The sequence below is a fragment of the Algoriphagus sp. UBA3586 genome, from assembly GCF_002376385.1.
Lineage (GTDB): Bacteria > Bacteroidota > Bacteroidia > Cytophagales > Cyclobacteriaceae > Algoriphagus > Algoriphagus ornithinivorans.
Genome location: NZ_DFMT01000033.1, coordinates 35,913 through 54,833, shown reverse-complemented (window position 1 = coordinate 54,833; position 18,921 = coordinate 35,913). Strand labels below are relative to the sequence as shown.

The following is an 18,921-nucleotide window of genomic DNA, read 5'->3' as shown; positions in this document are numbered from 1 at the left end:
AAAAGGGGCTGTCTCATATTCGTTCTAATGTCAGTCTGATCTGAGTCGAAGGCCGTTTCTACCATAATGGCCAACATTTCGACTTCGCTCAATGTGACAAAATCACTTTCGAGACAGCCCCAAGGGAAGATTTAATAATCCATATCACAGCTCATGATATCTGAGCCGATTGGTGCTCCGTCTGGAACTTTAAGACTTTCCTGAACTGTGAGTTCTTCAGGCAATTCTAGAAATGCTGAAATTTTATCTTCCAGATATTTAGAGTGAGCTGCCAATAATGGACTGCCGCTTCTAGCAGTAAGCTTAGCATTCCCACTGGAAAGCGTGCCTAATTTTGATCTCACTAATGCTCTTACTGTGTTGGAAACTTCTTTGTTTTTAGCCAAGGAGATAAGCTGATCTACCAATTTGGACTCTGTCATCAGTTTGATTTCGCCTTTCAAACCTGCCGGTAAATTTGCTGTAAATACCTGATCTGAGATTTGATCCAAAACCTGTGAAAACCCGGGAAGATTAGTGCTTTGTAAGCCCTGTAGGTAAATGCGGTTAGCTCTGCCGGATTCGAAAAGGAAGCTGAAAGTTAAATCTACAACGCTTTCAGCTGGAGCTATCGGATCGAAAACAGGTCCAGTTCTTGAAACAAATGTTTCTCTAGTTTTCCCATAACCATAGGGTCTTGGTGGAATTAGAGAAAGGATATCACCTGGGATTTCCAACTGATCTGGGGAAATGGTATATAGCAATGCATTTAATGCTTCCATCTGAGCATCTTTTGTAATCCACTGATGTCTTTTTTGATTATCGCCTTTGACTTTGTATGTGTAATCCAAACCTCCAATCAACTTGCTGGTGGCTTCAACTTGATATCTGTGCATGAGATAAAGAGGTACCAAAACTTCTTCAAGTAAAGCTTCCGGCGTACCATCAGGAATGGCATTTAAACCAAAGGTTTTGAGTTTATTGGATCGGATGCCTAGCATTCGCATCAATTCTTTGGGAGCAGACTCGCCATTATCCCATAAATGCGACCGTGGATGGGCTCCACTTGGGTCCCTAGAATCAGAGTCAGTAATAAATTCGTACCCCTCAGCATAAGTTTTTTCCAAGGTGTTTTTCAAAAATGTCTCTTCAGTCTGACCTTGAGAAGGATATCCATACCCATAGGTTATTGCCCACTTGTCCCATGCCCCTATTTTATCATCATAAGCATTGCTCAGGTCCAATTCACCCTGAGCGTTTTGAGTAATTAAAGGATAGGGGTAATCCATTACTGAAACCCTACCTACTGCGGAGGTCGCGTAGCTGTGAGCCAAACCAATAGTATGTCCAATTTCATGGGCAGATAATTGTCTTAATCTTGCAAGTGCCATTTCCAGCATTTTTGGATCGGCAGGTTTTCCATCTTCAAAGGGCTGAAGTAAACCTTGAGCAATCAAATAATCCTGTCTTACACGAAGTGAACCCAAAGAAACATGACCTTTGATGATTTCGCCTGTTCTAGGATCTCTGACGCTACTACCATATGACCAGCCACGGGTAGATCTATGCACCCACTGAATCACATTGTACCTTACATCCATCAAGTCCATTCCTTCAGGCGCCAATTCAACTCTAAAGGCATTTTTAAATCCCGCTGCTTCAAAGGCTTGATTCCACCAATTTCCGCCTTCGATCAAGGCAGATGCCACAGGCTCAGGTGTACCACGATCCAAATAATACACAATCGGCTCAACTGCCTCTGAAACCGCTGCTTTCGGGTCTTTCTTTTCTAATCTATGTCTGGATATAAAACGCTTAACGATAGGCTCTGAAATTGGAGTCGTGAAATCCATGTAGCTGATGGAAAAGAATCCGGCTCTTGGATCAAATTCTCTTGGCTCGTATTGATCATCAGGCAACTCAATGAATGAGTGTCTTTGTCTAACGGTAACTGCATCTGGACTAGGAGTAACTGATCTTATCAAGGCTCCAGTAGCATTTCCTGTGAGGGTTATTATGGCTTCAACTTCCGTGTTTTTCGGGAAGTTTTTGGTCATAGGAAAGTACAATGCAGATCGGGAAGCGTCTGCTTTATAACTTCCCTGTCTTCTTTGATTAAGCCTGTCTGCCACTCCATGGGTATCCTGCATGTAAAAGGAGGTAGCATCTACAATTAGCTTATCTCCATTTTTTTGGCTGATTTCAAATCCCCATAAAACGGATTCGGCAAATGCATCCTGAATGGATTTGACCTCATAAGGATTATCTGAATAAGCTCGGTAATCATAGTTTTTATGAACCAAGAGAACCTTATTTCCTGATCTTCTGAATTCTACGATTCTGGTGTCTCCCAACTGACCGCGATCCAATCCCAGGTCGTTTGATCCTACACCTGCTGTGAGAGAACTTACATAAAGAAATTCGTGATCAAGTTTGTCTATTTCCAGGTAAATTTTTCCTTTTTCTTCATCTAGATAGAAGGTGACAAAGCCGTCTTTTTTGGAGAGTTTTCCCAAATCAAGATTTTGTGCCTGAATTTGAAAAACAAGGAGTAATAGAATTAGGGTGGTGGTCAGTAATCTTTTCACGTGATTAGAGTTTATTTTTTTCTTTGAATTATCTGCTGTGATAACCGATTCAATAGTGGATTCCAATTGTTAAAAACTTCCAAATGAAGTGGCTATAACAGATTCAAACTTAGCCCTCAAATTATCAAAAAAGGATGGCTTCTTTCAGCCATTGATGGAAAATTACCTGTGAAATAAATACCGGATCAAAAAACTACTTTCGGTAAGTGTGGATCCTTCAATAGTTTGGAGTCCAGAGCCTATTCTTTCACGGTCAGTATAGCTTGTTCGTGCTATCCTTAAATACAGTCTAATTTGAGAGTTTACGGTATACTCGCTTACTAAATAACTTCGCTGTCCTTGTCCAAAAAAAGCTGGAATTGAAAAAGTCCAAAGCACATTATTTTCAAACGCAAACAACCTGCTATCATAATCATCAGTGTCAAAAAGCGAATAGCGGGCAGTAAATTTCCATCTGTTTTTATCCCATTTAAAATCCTGAAGAATAAGAAAGCCATTACTTCTGAGACGATCCATCTGTACTTGTGACCAAAGTATGCGAGAACGAATAAAAACCTCCTTGCTCAGTTGATACTCCAAGCTTAGGATGCCATTCGATCTTTTGATAGGCAGCACAAGATAAGGGAGATTAGGCTCTCCGGAGTCAGATGCATTTCTATCTTTTTGTTCCTCCCTGAATTGAATTAATGTCGTGAGTGTCCTAGTGGGTCTATAAGTAATTCTTGCAAGCCACTCATGACCTGCTGAAGGTGCATACACTCTGTATTTCAGCCAAGGAAATTTGAATAAATCATAATAAGCATTGATCTTCCATACTTTGTTGGGACGGAATTCTAAACCTAAATAGGTTCCACGCTCATTGATAGGCCTGGTATTTTCGGAAAATGCATTGCCATAAAAGCTGTGGAAGTTTCGATCGTAATTTCTCCATAAAAAAGAAAAGTCCAAACGATTGCTCAGGCTGCTGATAAACCCTAAGACCGTACCGTTTCCACCTGAACTGGAATAGGCAGTCTCTCCAAAAAGGAAAAAATTTCTCCAATTGTAATTGAGATAGACGCTTCCAACTTGATTGCTTTTTCCGGCAAACTCAAATTGATTGTAGGGTTTTGGATCTCTTATCCATTCATTATCGAAGGAGGTATGTAAGAAGTTGACTCCGGAGTTCAGTCTTTTATTAGGGACTTTCAATTGGATATTTCCTCCTAAACTGAGCTCTTTAAATTGATTTTTTGTAGAAAGCTCGCTTGGGGTGCGATGTAGGCCACTTTGATTGAAAGAACTGATCCTGAATTCCTCCCGATTTAAACTATCAAGTGATTCTGCCAATCTTCCGTCTTTGGGAGCAAAGGATCCAATGAAGCTGAATTCCCAGTTCTTATGAGTATAGGTAGATCCAATTCCCCTGAAAAATCCAAACTCAAGTGCTGCAGTGTAAGGGATTATGCCTACTGAACTTCTTCTTACAGTGGGCACCGTCTCCGCTCCCTTTCCCAGGGAATATCCGGCTCCAAATACTAATCCCTGTCCAAATGAAGCCTGAAAATCTCCCAGAGAAATGGTTTTCCATTTTCCCACTTGATATCTGGTTAAGTGAAAAGAAAGAAAATTGAATCCATATCGGGCGGTTTTGGGATCCCAGGTGAATTTTTCGCCAGGGTCTTTATCCAATGTCATTCCCATGCTGAAATCTTTGGCATGCTGAATTCTCCATCGTAAATAAATATCATTAGGGTCGCCCAAATAGCGAGTGCTTATTCTTCCTGTTGAGCTGGTATCAGGGGCTGTAAATCCTCTCCTGGTTTCCCAAACTCTGCGAGTTCTGAAAATCAGATAGGCTTGTTCTTCTTCAGAGACTCTTTTCCAAAAGGATTTTTCCCGTTTGATAGAAGGATTCAAGGTCAGAAAAGGAAGCAATGATTCTATGTTTGCCTGATCAAATCCCGGAATCGCTTGCAATTCATAAAGTGATAAAAAAGGACCCATCTCAGCTCGGTATTGGAGAAATTCATTGATTTGAAGAGGGTTAAGCAGAAATGTGGACTGTAAGGTTTCCATATCTGCTTTGTTGATATCAATGGGGTTTTGGTAAAGCTGAAAAAGAACCTCGTAAATACTCTCATAATCTAAATCATCATCTTGGACCGGGAATAATCGTTCGATTAATTCATCTAAGTTAAAATTAGCTCGTGGAGGAGCCTGTCCATAAACTGGATTAGTCAAAATGAAAGACAACAGCACTATAGAAAATCCAAATGCCCGCATTAGTCTCTCAGTTTATATCCCAAACTAAGGTGATGCGTACTTCCTAAGGCGGAATTTTGCCCATAAGAATAATCGAATTGAATTTTGCCGGGTAAAACTCCCAAACCAAAAAATAAGCGTGAGGGGTTGGTGTTTACTCCGGACCGAAGGACCAGAAAATCTTGAAGCGAGTAGGCAATTCCAAGCTTAGTAATTGGCTGAATTTGAATGTCCTTTTCCACTTCAAAAAATAAACTTAAGCTTTCCAAGGGCCTGTATTCCAATCCCATCTGAACGGCTGTGGGAAGGCGACTTTCGCTATCCTGACTGATTTTTCCTCGATTGATATTGCTGATATGAGCCCCTAGAAATAGGTTGGGGGATAGTTCTGCTACCCCGCCCAAACTAATCAATAAGCTACCTGCCGAGCCAAAATTCTCAATTTGGGTTTGAAACCATTCGGCTTTGATTCCAATACTGGCAATTCCCAAGGTGTTGGAATACCCCAGGTTAAATGTTTGCTGATTAAATAATTTACCTCCAAACCGGCTAATCCCAATTCCGAAAGTGCCCTTTTGGGATCTAAATGCTCCGGCGAGGTTTAAGGTCGTGAGTTCCTTTAAACCATATCTGTGATCAAAGCCTACTCCAAGGATTTCTGAACTTAAAATTCTGTCCAAAGCGCCCACATTGTTGAAAATGGACCAAACGTTAGAATGATGAACTCGAATGTTTCCCAAAGCTTGATTGCTGGCTCCATGCACTTGGGTCAAGGGATCCATTTGAGCTAAAGTCAGCTGTATGGAACTGAAAAAGAAGAAGAAAAAAAATCCCTTTCTCATAGGATTGAAATTATTTTTTAAAAGTTCTGACAGAATTCAGACAGATATTTTCTTTTCCTTAAACTTTGAGCTAAACCTTGTTCTTTCAGGCTAGGGTTTAAAAATGGTTTACCCAAACTGCTGTGGTACAGAAAGAAAATCTAATGATAAGTTAGTTATAAAAATTCTAACTTTTACGTTTGAATCAGGAAATTCTTTTTTTTAATCTGATTATCCGTAATCATGCCAGTTGCTTTATTTTCCTTGCTTGACAGATTGGAAGACCGATGACCGAAGACCGAAGCTTCCGGATTCTGTTCCTTTCAGCAGACAATAATCCGTATTTTTGTCAATACTGGTAAGAAAGCGGATATCCATATTTTTTAAAAAGGAGCCTTAAAGTTTAAAAAGAAATTGGCGCCTCCATTGTTGTTAAATGAGTATTCAAACCTCAAAACTGCATCATAAAACCCTACCATGTCTATACCTAATCCGTAACCAAACAGGTATCGATTGGTCAACAAGGCATTTTCAGGGATATTGTTTCTATCCTTCACATATCCATGGTCAAAATTGGCACTGAGATAAAATGTAAAAGGAATAGTACTGAATTGTTCAAGAGGTACAACGCTAGAGATATCATATTCCCAATCGATAAATTTCCATCTAAAGCTATTCTTATGCACGTAGAGTTGCTGACCCTCAATTACATTGAGTTCATATCCACGAATGAAGTTAGGGTTGTAACCGATACCCCTAACCAGAGTATAGGGCTGAGATTGACTGAGAAACCAGTTGGCCGTTAACCCACTCGCAAAATGAAATTTCTCATTTAGCTTCCAATATCGATTCATGGTCCAATTCACCTCAATCTCGTCCAGATTTTCTGTTCTAAAAATCCCGTATTTGGTTGCCGAAACCTGCAATAATTCCCCATCCGTGGCGTAAGCTACATTATCCCTTTTATCATGTCTAAAGGTGTACGTGGCGTATAAATACTTAAGAGAATTAGAGTTATGCTGGAAATAATTCGGGTTTTGTAAAAGAACCTCGGGATCTATTCTGGTATTATTATAACCCAAATTGAAGAAGTGAAAATTATAAAAAGTCCTTCTGTATGTGTATCTAAGGGCTAATCCAAAGTTTTTTCTCAAAACATCTTCTTGCTCATTGGAGAAGAAGACTTGTTTATTGTTGCTGGATCTGAGTGGAATAGTTTTCTGCTCAAAAAATGTTACTTGAGCTGCAATCCCGTGCTTTTGTTTTTTATCAATATATGGTTTGCTGTAAAGCACATCCAATGCTCTGGTAAAACCCAGCTGGCCGGCAAATCGAAGCTTTTCATTTCTTCCTCCTACATTGGCATGAGATAAACGTAGCCCAAAATTAACTCTTGAGAAGTCCCGATTTTGGTTGGTCCACCATTCTGAGAAGTTTCTATCCGCCAACTCAAAAATCAAAGAGGGTAGGATATACCACCTTTCTTTGACGGCTATGAGTACTTCCACTTCGTTATTCCCGCTCATTAAAGGCGTAATTTCAACTGAGGTAAAAAGTCTGAGATTGTAGATTTTCTTTTGGTCAGCCTGGATAATTTCCAAAAAAGTATTCCAGTCATAATAATAGTCGGTAGTAAAGTCCAACTCCCTTAAAATGATATTCTTCTGAGTTTTTTCATTTCCAATAATGAAAATATTATTGACCTTCACTGAGTCGGGATAACCGTTGATATACTCTACCATAGGTGCCAAAGAGGTATCCTGAGCAAAGATTTTATCCGGCTTGAGCATTAGCCATGAAAGGCTAAGAAAAAGAATATGTGAAATTTTAAGTTTCAAAAGGAATTCAGAATCAATACTTTTGGTTTAAACAAGCGAGCTCTCCAAACGCTTGAACCATGCTCAAAGACGCCATCAGAAAGATTGCCATTTTCCCTGTTTTGGTATATCAATACACCATTTCTCCTTTATTTCCTACAAGCTGTAGATTTACCCCGACTTGCAGTCAATATACCAAAGAGGCCATTTTAAAACATGGTCCACTCAAAGGAGGATGGATGGGGATCAAGCGCATATCCAGATGCCATCCTTGGGGAGGACATGGACATGATCCCGTACCTTAATTTTCTTTCGCAGGAATACCTTTTTTCAAGGCTCTCAAAACGAGGAGTACTCCTGCAATCACCAGTGGAATACTCAAGATTTGCCCCATGTTGAATTGCATGGTCTCTTCAAATTCAACTTGGTTCTCTTTGAAAAACTCCCAGACGAATCGCATTCCAAAAACAGAAATCAAGAATAAACCAAGAAGCAAACCTTCAGGAACCCGCTCTTTATATTTAATCCAAATGCTTAATAAAATTAAGAAAATGATAAAATAAGAAATGGATTCATAAATCTGGGTTGGGTGCTTGGCTCGGCCAAATGTTTTGACTGTGGCGACATATTGGTTAGACTCCTCAGTCAAAGTCAGATTTAGTGGAGTTTCCACTTCTTCTGCCAAATACTTTTTGGAGGAATTAAACTGGGTCAATGCGTATTTGATATCGCTTCTTAAAGTAGACTCCAAGGTTTCCTTAGTGAAGTTCCCCTTGTTGATGACAATGTCAATATTCACAGGAACAATACCATTTCCAGTTAGCTCATTTTGCCTATCCTCTGGTTTGTAGGCATCAATAGACTCTATAGGAACCCGCAAGCTTTCCAAAACCTCTTCGGTATCTCTCATATACACTATGCCGGTGTCCGTTCCTGTGTCTTTACCCCCGATTTCAGAGTTCATTAAATTTCCAAAGCGAATCAAAGCACCCGTCATGGCGGTTACGATGACAATTCGATCAACCACCCATAGGTAACTTTGTCCAGGAGTCTTTTTGGCATAAAGCCAAAGTGCAAAAAGGATTGCAATAGCGGCTCCATGGGAAGCAAGTCCGCCTTCCCAGACTTTGAGGATGTCTATGGGATTGCTTAAATATTTTTCGGGTTCATAAAACAGCACATGCCCCAATCGAGCGCCAATGATTGTTGCCAGCACCATGTAAATGGTCAATTTATCTACCAAAGCTTCATTATGTCCTTCTTTTTTGAAGAAATAAACCATGAACTGTTGGGAGATAATAAAGCCCAAGGCAAACAAAAGGCTGTACCACCGAAGTCTTTCAAATCCTGCAAAAACAGCTGGATTAGGGTCCCACACTACATAATTTAAGATAAAAGAGAGCATAAATTAGGTTTGGTCAAAGTTGATCTAATTGTTCTAATTCTTCTTTGTATCCCCCTGATAAAATTGGAAATCTGTACCAGGTTTTGGGGTCTACATTGAATTGATCCAAATGAAAGGAGGGAGCCAATCGCTCTCTTTTCCATTGGTTTCTGGACCAAAGTTGAAAGAATTTTTTAATATATCCCTTCAAAATCTGATCTTCTATCTGCATCTCTTCTTTTAAAATCAGAAATACATCCATAGGTGATCTTCGGTCTCTTATTGCGAGTTTTTCTATTTCTACAATCAGCGAGTAAGGCATCAAATCTTTTTCATCAGTTTGAGTCCTTTCAGCCGGCCTTAATTCAGCTGAAGGCTGCAGAGAATTCACTAAAGCTAATCCTGGCCTGTCGAGATTTTTTTCTGCCCAGCGCAACCAATGAAGTATAAAATATTTATCTACCGCTGCAATAGGGGAGATACTTCCGCTGGTATCACCATCCATGGTAGTATAACCTACGTCTCCTTCACTTCTATTGGATGTAGCGAGCAGCAAAGCATTATTGATATTTGCCAGCATCCAAATAATTGGAGATCGAGTTCTAGCCTGAATATTCTGCAAGGTGATATCATCCTCGGCCCAAGTCAATTTTCTGCCAATAGCATCTTCAATTTTCTGGGTGTAAGTGCTGACCTCTTCATCAATGGTCCAATGATAAAAGGTTGCTCCTAGGCTTTCAGCCAATTCTTTAGCACTTTTAAACGTGTCAACCGATGAATTTTTAGTGCCCTGATAAGCCGTAGTGAGAAGTTGATTTACCAACTCTTTTTCAGCAGAAGCTGAATTTTGAGGGATTGGAAAAGAGATTTTTTTGCAGAAGTTTTCTAGTCCTAATTCTTGAATTCCTCTTCTGACCATTTCTGCAACCAAAACCGCAACGGTGGAGGAATCAGCGCCTCCGGATAGGGAAAGTACAAATCCCCTGCTTTTGCTTTTTCTTAAATAATCGAAGAGGCCTAAACTGGCGGCTTGAACAAACTCTTCCTCCTTGCTTAGGATTCTAGCAATTTCTTGAACTTCTTCTTTGACTTCAAAAGTCAAAACTTGAAAATCTTGGTAGGATAGGAGTTGATTTCTATACAAAACCTTGCCGGATTTAGCCAGCATGGTCTCGCCGTCGAAGATCATTCGACCAGCTTCATTTCCAAGTAAGTTGACATAGCAGTAATAGCAGTCAAATTCCTTGGAGCTAAATTCAATCAATTCTTTCCGCTCTAGGGTTTTTCCCATGGCGAAATGACTAGCACTTGGATTGAATATTAAATCTACTTTTCGTTCGCAAAGTCTATAGCCAGGTCGAATAGGTCCTCTCCAGGCATCTTCACAAATTTCAAAGCCATAGTGGATGTTTTTGTGATGGAAAGTAATATCTCCAAAAGGGATTTTTTCACCGAAGAAATCCAGGTCGATAATCTCATGAGCTTTCCAAGGGGTAAACCAGCGAAATTCGTAATGAACTCCGTCTATGGCCATATACTGCTTTGCTACAAAACCTTTCAGTTTCCCGTCCTCCACAATAGCCATCGTATTATAAACCTTATTTTCAATTCTCACAGGAAGCCCAATGGCAACAGTGATTCCCTTGCAATGGGGCAATAAGGTTTTGAGTTGATCCAGAGCTTTGATAGGAAACCAATAGCTCAAAAATAAATCCTCAGAGCCATAGCCTGTGATGGCCAGCTCAGGGAAACAAAGAAGTTCTACCTTCTTTTCTCTAGCTTCATTGATTGCAGAAACAATTCTTTGGAGATTGCCAGACCAATCCAAAGGTGTTTGATTTAAGGGAGCTGCTCCGATTTTGATTGCAGACATGTGTAATTGATTTGAATCAGGTGGCGATATTCAGTTCTTCACAGGCATTTTTGGAGGCATCTTGCTCGGCTTTCTTCTTAGTGCTTCCTTTTCCTTGAGCTACACTTTTGCCTTCTACTTCCAGTCCCACAATAAATTCTTTGAATCGCTGATTGCCGTGTACTTGCAATACTTTAAACTCCAGCTGTTTGTTTTCTTTTTGGGACCACTCGATGATTTTACTCTTGTAATTGGTGGTCGTGGCGATCATTCCCTCCAAGTCAAAGTGGAGGAGAATTCTTTTAAGAATAAAGCACTTGGTAAAATGATAGCCCCGATCCAAATAGGTGGCTCCGATGAAAGCTTCCAGCATATCTCCATAAAGAGATTTATTTCCTGTAAAGTTTCTTTCTCCTATTTCCTGATCCAGGACATTTCTGAGCCCAATTTTAATTCCCGTTTCATTCAGACTTTCCCGGTTTACCAGTTTTGAACGGGTTTCCGTCAAAAAGCCCTCATCTCTGTAGGGATATTTTTGAAAAAGATGCTCAGCGATGACAGCACCTAGCACTGCATCTCCCAAAAACTCCAGTCTTTCATTGGAAATCCTGAATCCTTTGGAAGTTTCCTCTCCTAATCCGGCAGGAGTTAATGCGAGTCGGTAGAGAGAAATATTAAAAGGCTTGCTCCCGGTCATTAATTTGACCGAGGCAGCAAGCCTTTTGTCTTTATTGTTGAGAAAGAGAAGATGTACTCCGAGTTTCTGAAAGAGTTTCAAACCCTGATCAGTTATATTTTTTGAAAATGACAGAACAGTTGTGTCCACCAAATCCAAATGTATTACTCAGCGCATAATTTACTTCTCTTTGCTGCGCCTTATTGAAAGTTAAATTCAATCCCGGGTCAAATGTTTCATCATCCGTGAAATGGTTGATGGTAGGAGGGATCAAACTATGCTTGATAGCAAAGATAGATGCGATAGCTTCGATAGCACCAGCTGCACCTAAAAGGTGACCTGTCATGGACTTTGTACTACTGATATTGAGTTTGTAAGCATGCTCTCCAAAAACTTTTTGGATGGCTTTAGTCTCACTTACATCTCCCAACGGAGTAGATGTTCCATGTACATTGATATAATCAATATCCTCAGGCTTTAAGTTGGCGTCATCCAAGGCTGATTCCATCACTGAACGAGCTCCCAAGCCTTCTGGATGTGGAGCGGTAATGTGATTAGCGTCTGCGGACATTCCTCCGCCTACAATTTCAGCATAGATTTTAGCACCTCTAGCTTTGGCATGTTCGTATTCTTCCAGAATCAATGCGCCAGCTCCTTCACCTAATACAAAGCCATCTCTGTCTTTGTCGAAAGGTCTGGAGGCTGTTTCAGGAGAATCATTTCTCTGAGACAGGGCTTTCATAGCATTGAATCCACCGATACCGGCTTCGGTAACTGCTGCTTCAGATCCACCAGAGATGAAGATATCTGCTTTTCCTAATCTGATGTAGTTAAAAGCATCGATTAGGGCGTTGGTTGCAGAAGCACAAGCCGAAACAGTTACAAAGTTTGGTCCTCTAAATCCATATTTAATGGAAATAAAACCTGCACTTATATCAGCGATCATTTTAGGGATAAAGAAAGGATTGAACCTTGGAGTTCCGTCACCTTTTGCAAAATCGGTCACTTCATCCTGGAAGGTTTTTAATCCACCTATTCCTGAGCCCCAAATGACTCCCGCTCTGGATTTGTCAATTTTTTCAAGATCTAATCCCGAATCTGCCATTGCCTCATCTGCAGTGATCATTGCATATTGAGTAAAGGGATCCATTTTTCTGGCTTCCTTTCTGTCAATAAATTGATCTAGATCGAGGTTTTTGATTTCGCAGGCAAACTGGGTTTTGAAAAGTGAAGCGTCAAACTTGGTGATTGGTGCAGCACCACTTACGCCCGTAGACAAAGCCTTCCAAAATTCTTCGGAAGTATTGCCTATGGGTGTAAGGGCACCAATACCAGTTACAACAACTCTTTTTAAATTCATGGACTGAATTTATTGGTTATTATTTTACGTTAGCCTCAAGGTAGGAAACAGCCTGTCCCACCGTGCCGATTTGCTCAGCCTGATCATCTGGGATAGAGATGTTGAATTCTTTCTCGAATTCCATAATCAATTCTACAGTGTCTAGAGAGTCAGCTCCCAAGTCATTGGTAAAGCTTGCTTCCATAGTCACTTCAGACTCTTCTACGCCCAGTTTGTCAACGATGATGGCTTTTACTTTTTGTGCAATTTCAGACATTTTGTGATCAGTTTAGTTAATAACACTCCGCAAAGAAATATATTTAAAAGCTAATTGGCAAAGAAATGATTCAAGTAAATTTTTAAGCTTTGGGGCTTTTCGTTGAGTTGAATTTTTATTTCTACCTTTGTTTTGCTCCATTTTCTTCCCAAATGAAGAAGGTAAAATTACAGATTGAACATACGTACGACTTTGAGGTTTTGGGCCTTGTATCCCCTGTAAAGGACTACAAGATGGCTTGGCTTATCAATCGTCAACTGGATTTAGACCTCATCAAATGGGAGGATCTTGAGATTGAGTTTCTTTCAGATCCACAACTGAAAATTAGTCAATATTTCCTTTCTTTACCCCATGGATTTGTTCAACTTTTGAAAAATAAAGCGATCAATTCACAAAATCAGGTCTCTTACCTGATACCTGAACTAAAAACCATGGACTATTTCCTTTTGGTCCAAGATCAGACCTTTCAAATAAGTATTAATACATTTGCGAATAAACTTGCTGAAATTCCCTTCATTCAAAACGTAATGAAACTGGATATTACCAAGCTAAAATCTAGAGAAAACCTATTAACTTATTAAAAATCAATGAGTCATATTAACAAAACCAAAATCCTCGCAACTATAGGCCCAGCCTCCAATAATTATGAAACAATCAAAAGCTTGGCTGCTGCGGGGGCAAATGTGTTTCGATTAAATTTTTCTCATGGTACTCATGACATCCACGAGGAAGTCATTCAAATCATCCGAAGGGTCAATGAAGAGCAAAATCTGAATTTGGGTATCCTTCAGGATCTTCAAGGTCCTAAAATCCGGGTAGGTGAAGTGGAAAACAATGGGGTAGAAATCAAACCTGGGGAGCCAATCACCATCACCAATGATCCAGTAGTGGGTACCAGTCGATTGGTGAGCACAGTTTATCAAAACCTCCCTAATGATGTGGTTGCAGGGGACAGAATTCTAATCGATGACGGAAATCTAGAAGTTGTAGTAAACGATACAGATGGCAAAAATGTCAACTGTACCGTTATTCACGGAGGGATTTTGAAATCCAGAAAAGGAATCAATCTTCCTAATACCAAAGTTTCTGCTCCTTCTTTGACTGAAAAAGATATTGAGGATCTTGAATTCGGTCTTTCTCAGGATGTTGACTGGATTGCTTTGTCTTTTGTAAGATCTCCAGAGGATATTTATGATTTGAGAGAAAGAATCCAAAAAGCAGGAAAGGTTTGCAAAATCGTTGCAAAGATTGAAAAGCCTGAGGCTCTTGAAAATATAGATGCCATCATTGATGCTACTGATGCGATTATGGTTGCAAGAGGTGACTTGGGTGTGGAAGTTCCAATGGAGATAGTTCCTCTCTGGCAAAAAAGAATGGTGGAGAAATGTAAGCTCGCTTGTAAGCCTGTAATTATTGCAACCCAGATGATGGAAAGCATGATTCAGAATCCGAGACCAACCCGGGCTGAAACCAATGATGTAGCCAATGCTGTCTTAGATGGTGCAGATGCAGTAATGCTTTCTGCTGAAACAGCTTCTGGAAAATATCCTGTAAATGCAGTAAAAGCGATGAGTAGTATTATCAGCTACTTAGAGCAGAATGCAGAGATCTATCATAATCTTTACAAGATTCCTGAAGACGATACCACTTTCTTAAGTAATAACCTGTTATTGATGGCTGCCAGACTTTCTAGAAACGTCAAGGCTAAAGCAATTGTAGGAATTACCTCTTCAGGATTTACAGGATTTAGAATTGCTTCCCACAGACCTTTGGCCAATATTTTTATTTTCACTAGAAATAAGCAATTAATTACTCAAATGTCTTTGGTATGGGGAGTGAGAGCATATTTATATCAAAACCAGGTTTCAACAGATGCTACTTTTGAGGATATTGAGAAAACCCTGAAAAGGGATGATCATGTCAGTGCAGGTGATATTATTATCAACACGGCAAGTATGCCTTTGAAAGCGAAAGGCAGAACAAACATGCTTAAGATTCATCAGGTAACCTGATTCTTCTAAGGTTTAAAACTTTAAAATCCTCAATAGTTATTCTGTTGGGGATTTTTTGTTTTTAGGATTACAGTTCAAAGAAAAAGTAGAACAGTTCAAGCTTCTTTTGATACAGGTCAGAGTAAAACTCGTATCCTAATTTCTACTTAAAAGTTTTGATAGCAAACTAACCAATTTAATGCTATGACAAAATTATTTAAGTACCTGTTCATCGGGACTGCGCTTTTTTCGATGTTTTCCTGTCAGGAAATTGTCGACGCAGATCCAATAGAAGGAAGAACTGTTGTGTCTGTGGCCCAAAATGAGGGTCTGACTACGCTGGTCGCTGCTGTTCAGGCTGTACCAGGCTTGGAGTCAACTTTACAAAGCCAGTCTTCTATTACTGTTTTTGCTCCGACCAACGAAGCTTTTGCAGCTGCTTTGGATGCCTTCGGCGCAAGTGATTTAAATGACTTGGTTGCTAAATTAGGAGGAGCTACAAATCTCCAGACTGTTTTAGGCTTCCATGTTGTGCCATCCAGAATTTTATCATCTTCTCTTTCTGGGACAAGTACTGTGACCACTTTGGCAGGGCAGCAATTAACTGTCACCAGAAGTATAGGCGGAATAACTGTAGTGGATGCCCAAGGAAATACTGCCAATGTATTAGAAACTGACTTGCAGTTTCAAAATGGTGTTATGCACATCATTGATAGAGTGTTGCTTCCATCCATTGAATTACCAAAGCCAAACTTGGTTGAGGTAGCTAATGAATTTGGATTAAATACCCTTTTAAGCGCTGTAAATGCCGTGGATGGGTTAGGTAATACTTTGCTTTCAGCTGGAGAAATAACTGTTTTCGCACCAACAAATGAGGCTTTTGCCGCAGCGTTGGAAGTTTTTGGCGCAGCAGATTTGAATGCACTAGTGATCAAACTAGGGGGAGTGGCCAATCTTGAAAAGGTTTTAGGATTCCATGTTGTCCCAGCAGTTGCTTTCTCAGGAGATTTGCAAGCAAGCAATACATTCACGACAGTTGCTGGACAGGACTTATTGGTTGAAGTTTCTGGAGGTTCAGTTACTGTAACCGATAGATTGGGCAGAACAGTAAACGTGGTTGCTGCTGATATAGAAATTGCTAATGGAGTAGTTCATGTTGTAGACGGAGTACTACTACCAGATTTGATGCTTCCAAATGTAGTAGAGGCTGCAACTGCTGCAGGATTGACTACCTTGATTGATGCAGTGACTGCAGCAGATCTGGGAGGAGCATTGCTTGGAGCTGATGCAATTACAGTATTTGCGCCTACCAATGATGCTTTTGGGGCAGCTTTACAAGCATTCGGCGCTGCTAATCTTTCTCAGTTGGTGACAAAAATAGGAGGCGTAGAAAACCTTCAAACTGTGCTTGGTTTTCATGTTGTGCCTGCGGTAGCTTTTTCCACTGATTTGAACGCAAGTAATACTTTTACCACTCTAGCAGGGCAGGAGCTCACGGTTACCGCTGGAGGCTCTGGAGTGACTGTGACGGATGCATTAGGTAATACAGCTAATGTAGTGACTGCTGACGTCGCTATTTCTAATGGAGTGGTGCATGTCATTGACGGGGTTTTGTTGCCGGAATATAATCTTCCAAATGTTGTGGAAGCAGCAACAGCCGCTAACCTTTCTGTTTTGTTGGACGCTGTTACAGCCGCTAATTTGGGACAGACATTATTGGATGCGGATGAAATTACAGTTTTTGCCCCTACCAATCAGGCCTTTGTGAATCTATTGAATGCTTTGGGTTTTTCTTCTCTTCAAGAAATGATCTCCAATCTAGGGCTTGAAGCTGTTCAAAAAGTATTAGGATTTCATGTTGTACCAACAACGGCTTTCTCATTTGATCTAGCTGAGGGAACTCAAATGGTAACAACTCTAGCCGGAGAAGATCTAATGGTAACTCGATCTGGAAATCAAGTAACCGTCACTGATACCAATGGACAAACTTACAATGTTGTAGCAGCTGATGTGGCAATAGAAAACGGTGTTGTTCACGTAATCGACGGGGTATTATTGCCAACCCTTTAATCTGACAATCAACTAAATACCACAATTAAGGGGCAGGTACATCTGCCCCTTGTTTTTCCATCGTAGGTTTCTGTACATTTACCAACCGTGATGAAAGTCAAAAACCGATATGTTCAGCCATCGATTTAAATTTATCTTTCCAGGATTATTAGGGGTTTATTCTTTCTTGAATATCCTTATTCTTGATGGTGATAGATTGTATCAGGCTGCATTGCCAGAGGCCCAATTATTTTCACTTATCCTGGTACTTTGTTACGCTGTTTGGTTGATTAATTGGAGTTTAGAGAGCTTTTTTTCTTATTCATTCAAAAATTTTCATCCGTTATTAGCTCAATTTTTGGGAAGTTTTGTTTTGGTAGCTGGATTAGCGGCACTTTCAGTACAAACTACCTCTTTTTTATTTGGAGGGCCTTTTGTAAACTCGCTACCGAATTTTCTGTTGACTCTCGGTTTTTTATTTAGAATTAACCTCTTCCTAAATTGTGTCAATGCAATTTATTTTTTCTTTAAAAAATTTACAGAGAAAAAGTTAGAAGCAGATAAGTTAAGATTGCTGTCTACTGAAGCCAAATTAGAATCCCTCAATTCACAGTTAAATCCTCATTTTTTCTTTAATAATCTCAGTGCCCTTTCAGTTTTGATCCATCAGGACGTGGGGAAAGCAGATCAATACCTTCAAAAATTGAGTGCTACCTATCGATACATTCTTCAAAACAAGGTATCAGAACTAGTTAATTTAAAAGATGAATTAGTCTTTCTGGAGGACTATATAGAGCTTTTGCAAATTCGATTTCAGGATTCACTCAGCTTTAATTTTTCAATTTCTGAAAAAGCAAAAAACAAATTGATTCCACCAGCCGTACTCCAATTGCTGGTAGAAAATGTGGTTAAGCATAATTATTTCACGAAAAAGGAGCCATTGATTGTTCAGATTTCTGCGGATGATCAAAGTATCAGTGTTGGAAATATGAAGCAATTGAAAGAAGCCGTGGAGGATTCTACGGGAATTGGCCTCAAAAACATTTCCGATAGATATAGGTTTTTAAATCAGTCCATTAGGATTACCGATCAGAAAGACTGGTTTGAAGTAGTTTTACCATTGTTAGAGACCCATGAGGATACTTTTAGTCGAAGACGAACCTTTAGCTCAAGACAGAATCAAATCGATCATTGAGCATCATTTTCCATCCTGGACTATTTATTCTGCTGTACAAAGTATCAAGGAACTTCGGGAAGAGTTAAAAAGTCCTGATGCTTTTGATATTATTCTTTGCGATATCCACCTTGCTGATGGCTTGAGTTTTAAAGCTTTCGAAGGGAGAGAAATTGCTCATCCGGTCGTGTTTATCACAGCCTATGATCAATATGCACTGCAGTCTTTTGACCATAATTGTATAGACTATGTACTTAAGCCTATTGACGAAAACAGGTTGGTTCAAGCTTGTCAAAAAGCTGAAAAACTCTGTATTTCAAATTCGGGTTTAAACTTAAACTCAAGATTGATAGATAGATTAATAAGTCACTATAATTCAAAATCTTACAAAAAAAGATTTTTGATAAAAGTTGGGAATAAATTCAGTTTTATTTCCAGCGACAAAATAGCTTATTTCTATTCGGAAGAAGGGATTACCTATGTCGTAGAAATAGGCTCTTCTTCCCGATATATGATAGATCACAGCTTGCAAGAACTTCAGGATGATTTATTGGATCCTCAGCAATTTTATAGAGTCAATCGATCCATTATAATCAATCTCGATGGCCTGATGGAGATCAAACCTTATCTGAATGGTAGGCTTGTTTTATCTTTAAATGCCCGAAGTGAGGCTGCTATAGTTGTGGCAAGAGAAAGGGTGAGTGAGTTTAAAAATTGGATCAATCAATAA

At 39.7% G+C, this 18,921-nt stretch carries 15 protein-coding genes; 6 read left to right on the top strand and 9 right to left on the bottom strand.

Features of this window, described 5'->3' with window-relative positions; genetic code table 11:
• Positions 1-131: 131 nt before the first annotated feature.
• The 4 genes from B2906_RS12540 to B2906_RS12525 all read right to left on the bottom strand — a co-directional run bounded on the left by B2906_RS12540 (position 132) and on the right by B2906_RS12525 (position 7,422).
• Complete coding sequence (locus tag B2906_RS12540) at positions 132-2,567, bottom strand: zinc-dependent metalloprotease (RefSeq protein ID WP_286939921.1); 2,436 nt, start codon at positions 2,565-2,567, stop codon at positions 132-134.
• 162 nt (positions 2,568-2,729) lie between these two features.
• A complete protein-coding gene (locus B2906_RS12535; RefSeq protein WP_286939920.1) occupies positions 2,730-4,832 on the bottom strand; it encodes a ComEA family DNA-binding protein in 2,103 nt (700 codons plus the stop codon).
• Entirely contained in the window at positions 4,832-5,653 is an 822-nt protein-coding gene (locus B2906_RS12530) for a hypothetical protein (protein WP_286939919.1), read from the bottom strand. Before B2906_RS12530 ends, B2906_RS12535 begins: the two co-directional genes overlap by 1 nt.
• A gap of 362 nt (positions 5,654-6,015) precedes the next feature.
• On the bottom strand, positions 6,016-7,422 hold the full coding sequence (locus B2906_RS12525; protein ID WP_286939918.1) for a POTRA domain-containing protein: 1,407 nt from the start codon (positions 7,420-7,422) through the stop codon (positions 6,016-6,018).
• A gap of 107 nt (positions 7,423-7,529) precedes the next feature.
• Here B2906_RS12525 and yidD point away from each other — a divergent pair, with 107 nt between their 5' ends.
• Entirely contained in the window at positions 7,530-7,754 is a 225-nt protein-coding gene (gene yidD / locus B2906_RS12520; protein WP_144603079.1) for a membrane protein insertion efficiency factor YidD, read from the top strand.
• Here the strand turns inward: yidD and B2906_RS12515 are convergent.
• From B2906_RS12515 to B2906_RS12495, 5 genes are read right to left on the bottom strand one after another with little or no spacing between them, the layout of a single operon-like run.
• Entirely contained in the window at positions 7,751-8,854 is a 1,104-nt protein-coding gene (locus B2906_RS12515; RefSeq protein WP_091649806.1) for a prolipoprotein diacylglyceryl transferase, read from the bottom strand. The genes yidD and B2906_RS12515 overlap by 4 nt on opposite strands.
• A 13-nt stretch (positions 8,855-8,867) precedes the next feature.
• A complete protein-coding gene (gene nadE, locus B2906_RS12510; protein ID WP_286939917.1) occupies positions 8,868-10,706 on the bottom strand; it encodes an NAD(+) synthase in 1,839 nt (612 codons plus the stop codon).
• A gap of 16 nt (positions 10,707-10,722) precedes the next feature.
• Complete coding sequence (gene rnc, locus B2906_RS12505) at positions 10,723-11,463, bottom strand: ribonuclease III (RefSeq protein ID WP_286939916.1); 741 nt, start codon at positions 11,461-11,463, stop codon at positions 10,723-10,725.
• Between the two features lie 7 nt (positions 11,464-11,470).
• Complete coding sequence (gene fabF, locus B2906_RS12500) at positions 11,471-12,721, bottom strand: beta-ketoacyl-ACP synthase II (RefSeq protein ID WP_219959147.1); 1,251 nt, start codon at positions 12,719-12,721, stop codon at positions 11,471-11,473.
• A gap of 19 nt (positions 12,722-12,740) precedes the next feature.
• Positions 12,741-12,977: an acyl carrier protein gene (locus B2906_RS12495; RefSeq protein WP_024282156.1), complete on the bottom strand. Its 237-nt coding sequence runs from the start codon at positions 12,975-12,977 to the stop codon at positions 12,741-12,743.
• A 152-nt stretch (positions 12,978-13,129) separates the two neighbouring features.
• Here B2906_RS12495 and B2906_RS12490 point away from each other — a divergent pair, with 152 nt between their 5' ends.
• The 5 genes from B2906_RS12490 to B2906_RS12470 all read left to right on the top strand — a co-directional run bounded on the left by B2906_RS12490 (position 13,130) and on the right by B2906_RS12470 (position 18,921).
• Positions 13,130-13,558: an IPExxxVDY family protein gene (locus B2906_RS12490; protein WP_219959146.1), complete on the top strand. Its 429-nt coding sequence runs from the start codon at positions 13,130-13,132 to the stop codon at positions 13,556-13,558.
• A gap of 6 nt (positions 13,559-13,564) precedes the next feature.
• The gene (pyk, locus tag B2906_RS12485; RefSeq protein WP_144603095.1) at positions 13,565-14,989 is read left to right on the top strand and encodes a pyruvate kinase; all 1,425 of its coding nucleotides are present in this window, start codon (positions 13,565-13,567) and stop codon (positions 14,987-14,989) included.
• Positions 14,990-15,172: 183 nt separating this feature from the next.
• Entirely contained in the window at positions 15,173-17,038 is a 1,866-nt protein-coding gene (locus B2906_RS12480; protein ID WP_286939911.1) for a fasciclin domain-containing protein, read from the top strand.
• Positions 17,039-17,147: 109 nt separating this feature from the next.
• Positions 17,148-18,212 (top strand): sensor histidine kinase, encoded by a 1,065-nt coding sequence (locus tag B2906_RS12475; protein WP_286939909.1) that lies wholly within the window; start codon positions 17,148-17,150, stop codon positions 18,210-18,212.
• Positions 18,151-18,921: a LytR/AlgR family response regulator transcription factor gene (locus B2906_RS12470; RefSeq protein ID WP_286939908.1), complete on the top strand. Its 771-nt coding sequence runs from the start codon at positions 18,151-18,153 to the stop codon at positions 18,919-18,921. Before B2906_RS12475 ends, B2906_RS12470 begins: the two co-directional genes overlap by 62 nt.

Coding starts and splice junctions, on each gene's coding strand:
- B2906_RS12535 (WP_286939920.1), bottom strand. CDS start 4,832: ATGCGGGCATTTGGATTTTCTATAGTGCTGTTGTCTTTCATTTTGACT.
- B2906_RS12530 (WP_286939919.1), bottom strand. CDS start 5,653: ATGAGAAAGGGATTTTTTTTCTTCTTCTTTTTCAGTTCCATACAGCTG.
- B2906_RS12525 (WP_286939918.1), bottom strand. CDS start 7,422: ATGCTCAAGCCGGATAAAATCTTTGCTCAGGATACCTCTTTGGCACCT.
- yidD (WP_144603079.1), top strand. CDS start 7,530: ATGCTCAAAGACGCCATCAGAAAGATTGCCATTTTCCCTGTTTTGGTA.
- B2906_RS12515 (WP_091649806.1), bottom strand. CDS start 8,854: ATGCTCTCTTTTATCTTAAATTATGTAGTGTGGGACCCTAATCCAGCT.
- nadE (WP_286939917.1), bottom strand. CDS start 10,706: ATGTCTGCAATCAAAATCGGAGCAGCTCCCTTAAATCAAACACCTTTG.
- fabF (WP_219959147.1), bottom strand. CDS start 12,721: ATGAATTTAAAAAGAGTTGTTGTAACTGGTATTGGTGCCCTTACACCC.
- B2906_RS12495 (WP_024282156.1), bottom strand. CDS start 12,977: ATGTCTGAAATTGCACAAAAAGTAAAAGCCATCATCGTTGACAAACTG.
- B2906_RS12490 (WP_219959146.1), top strand. CDS start 13,130: ATGAAGAAGGTAAAATTACAGATTGAACATACGTACGACTTTGAGGTT.
- pyk (WP_144603095.1), top strand. CDS start 13,565: ATGAGTCATATTAACAAAACCAAAATCCTCGCAACTATAGGCCCAGCC.
- B2906_RS12480 (WP_286939911.1), top strand. CDS start 15,173: ATGACAAAATTATTTAAGTACCTGTTCATCGGGACTGCGCTTTTTTCG.
- B2906_RS12475 (WP_286939909.1), top strand. CDS start 17,148: ATGTTCAGCCATCGATTTAAATTTATCTTTCCAGGATTATTAGGGGTT.
- B2906_RS12470 (WP_286939908.1), top strand. CDS start 18,151: ATGAGGATACTTTTAGTCGAAGACGAACCTTTAGCTCAAGACAGAATC.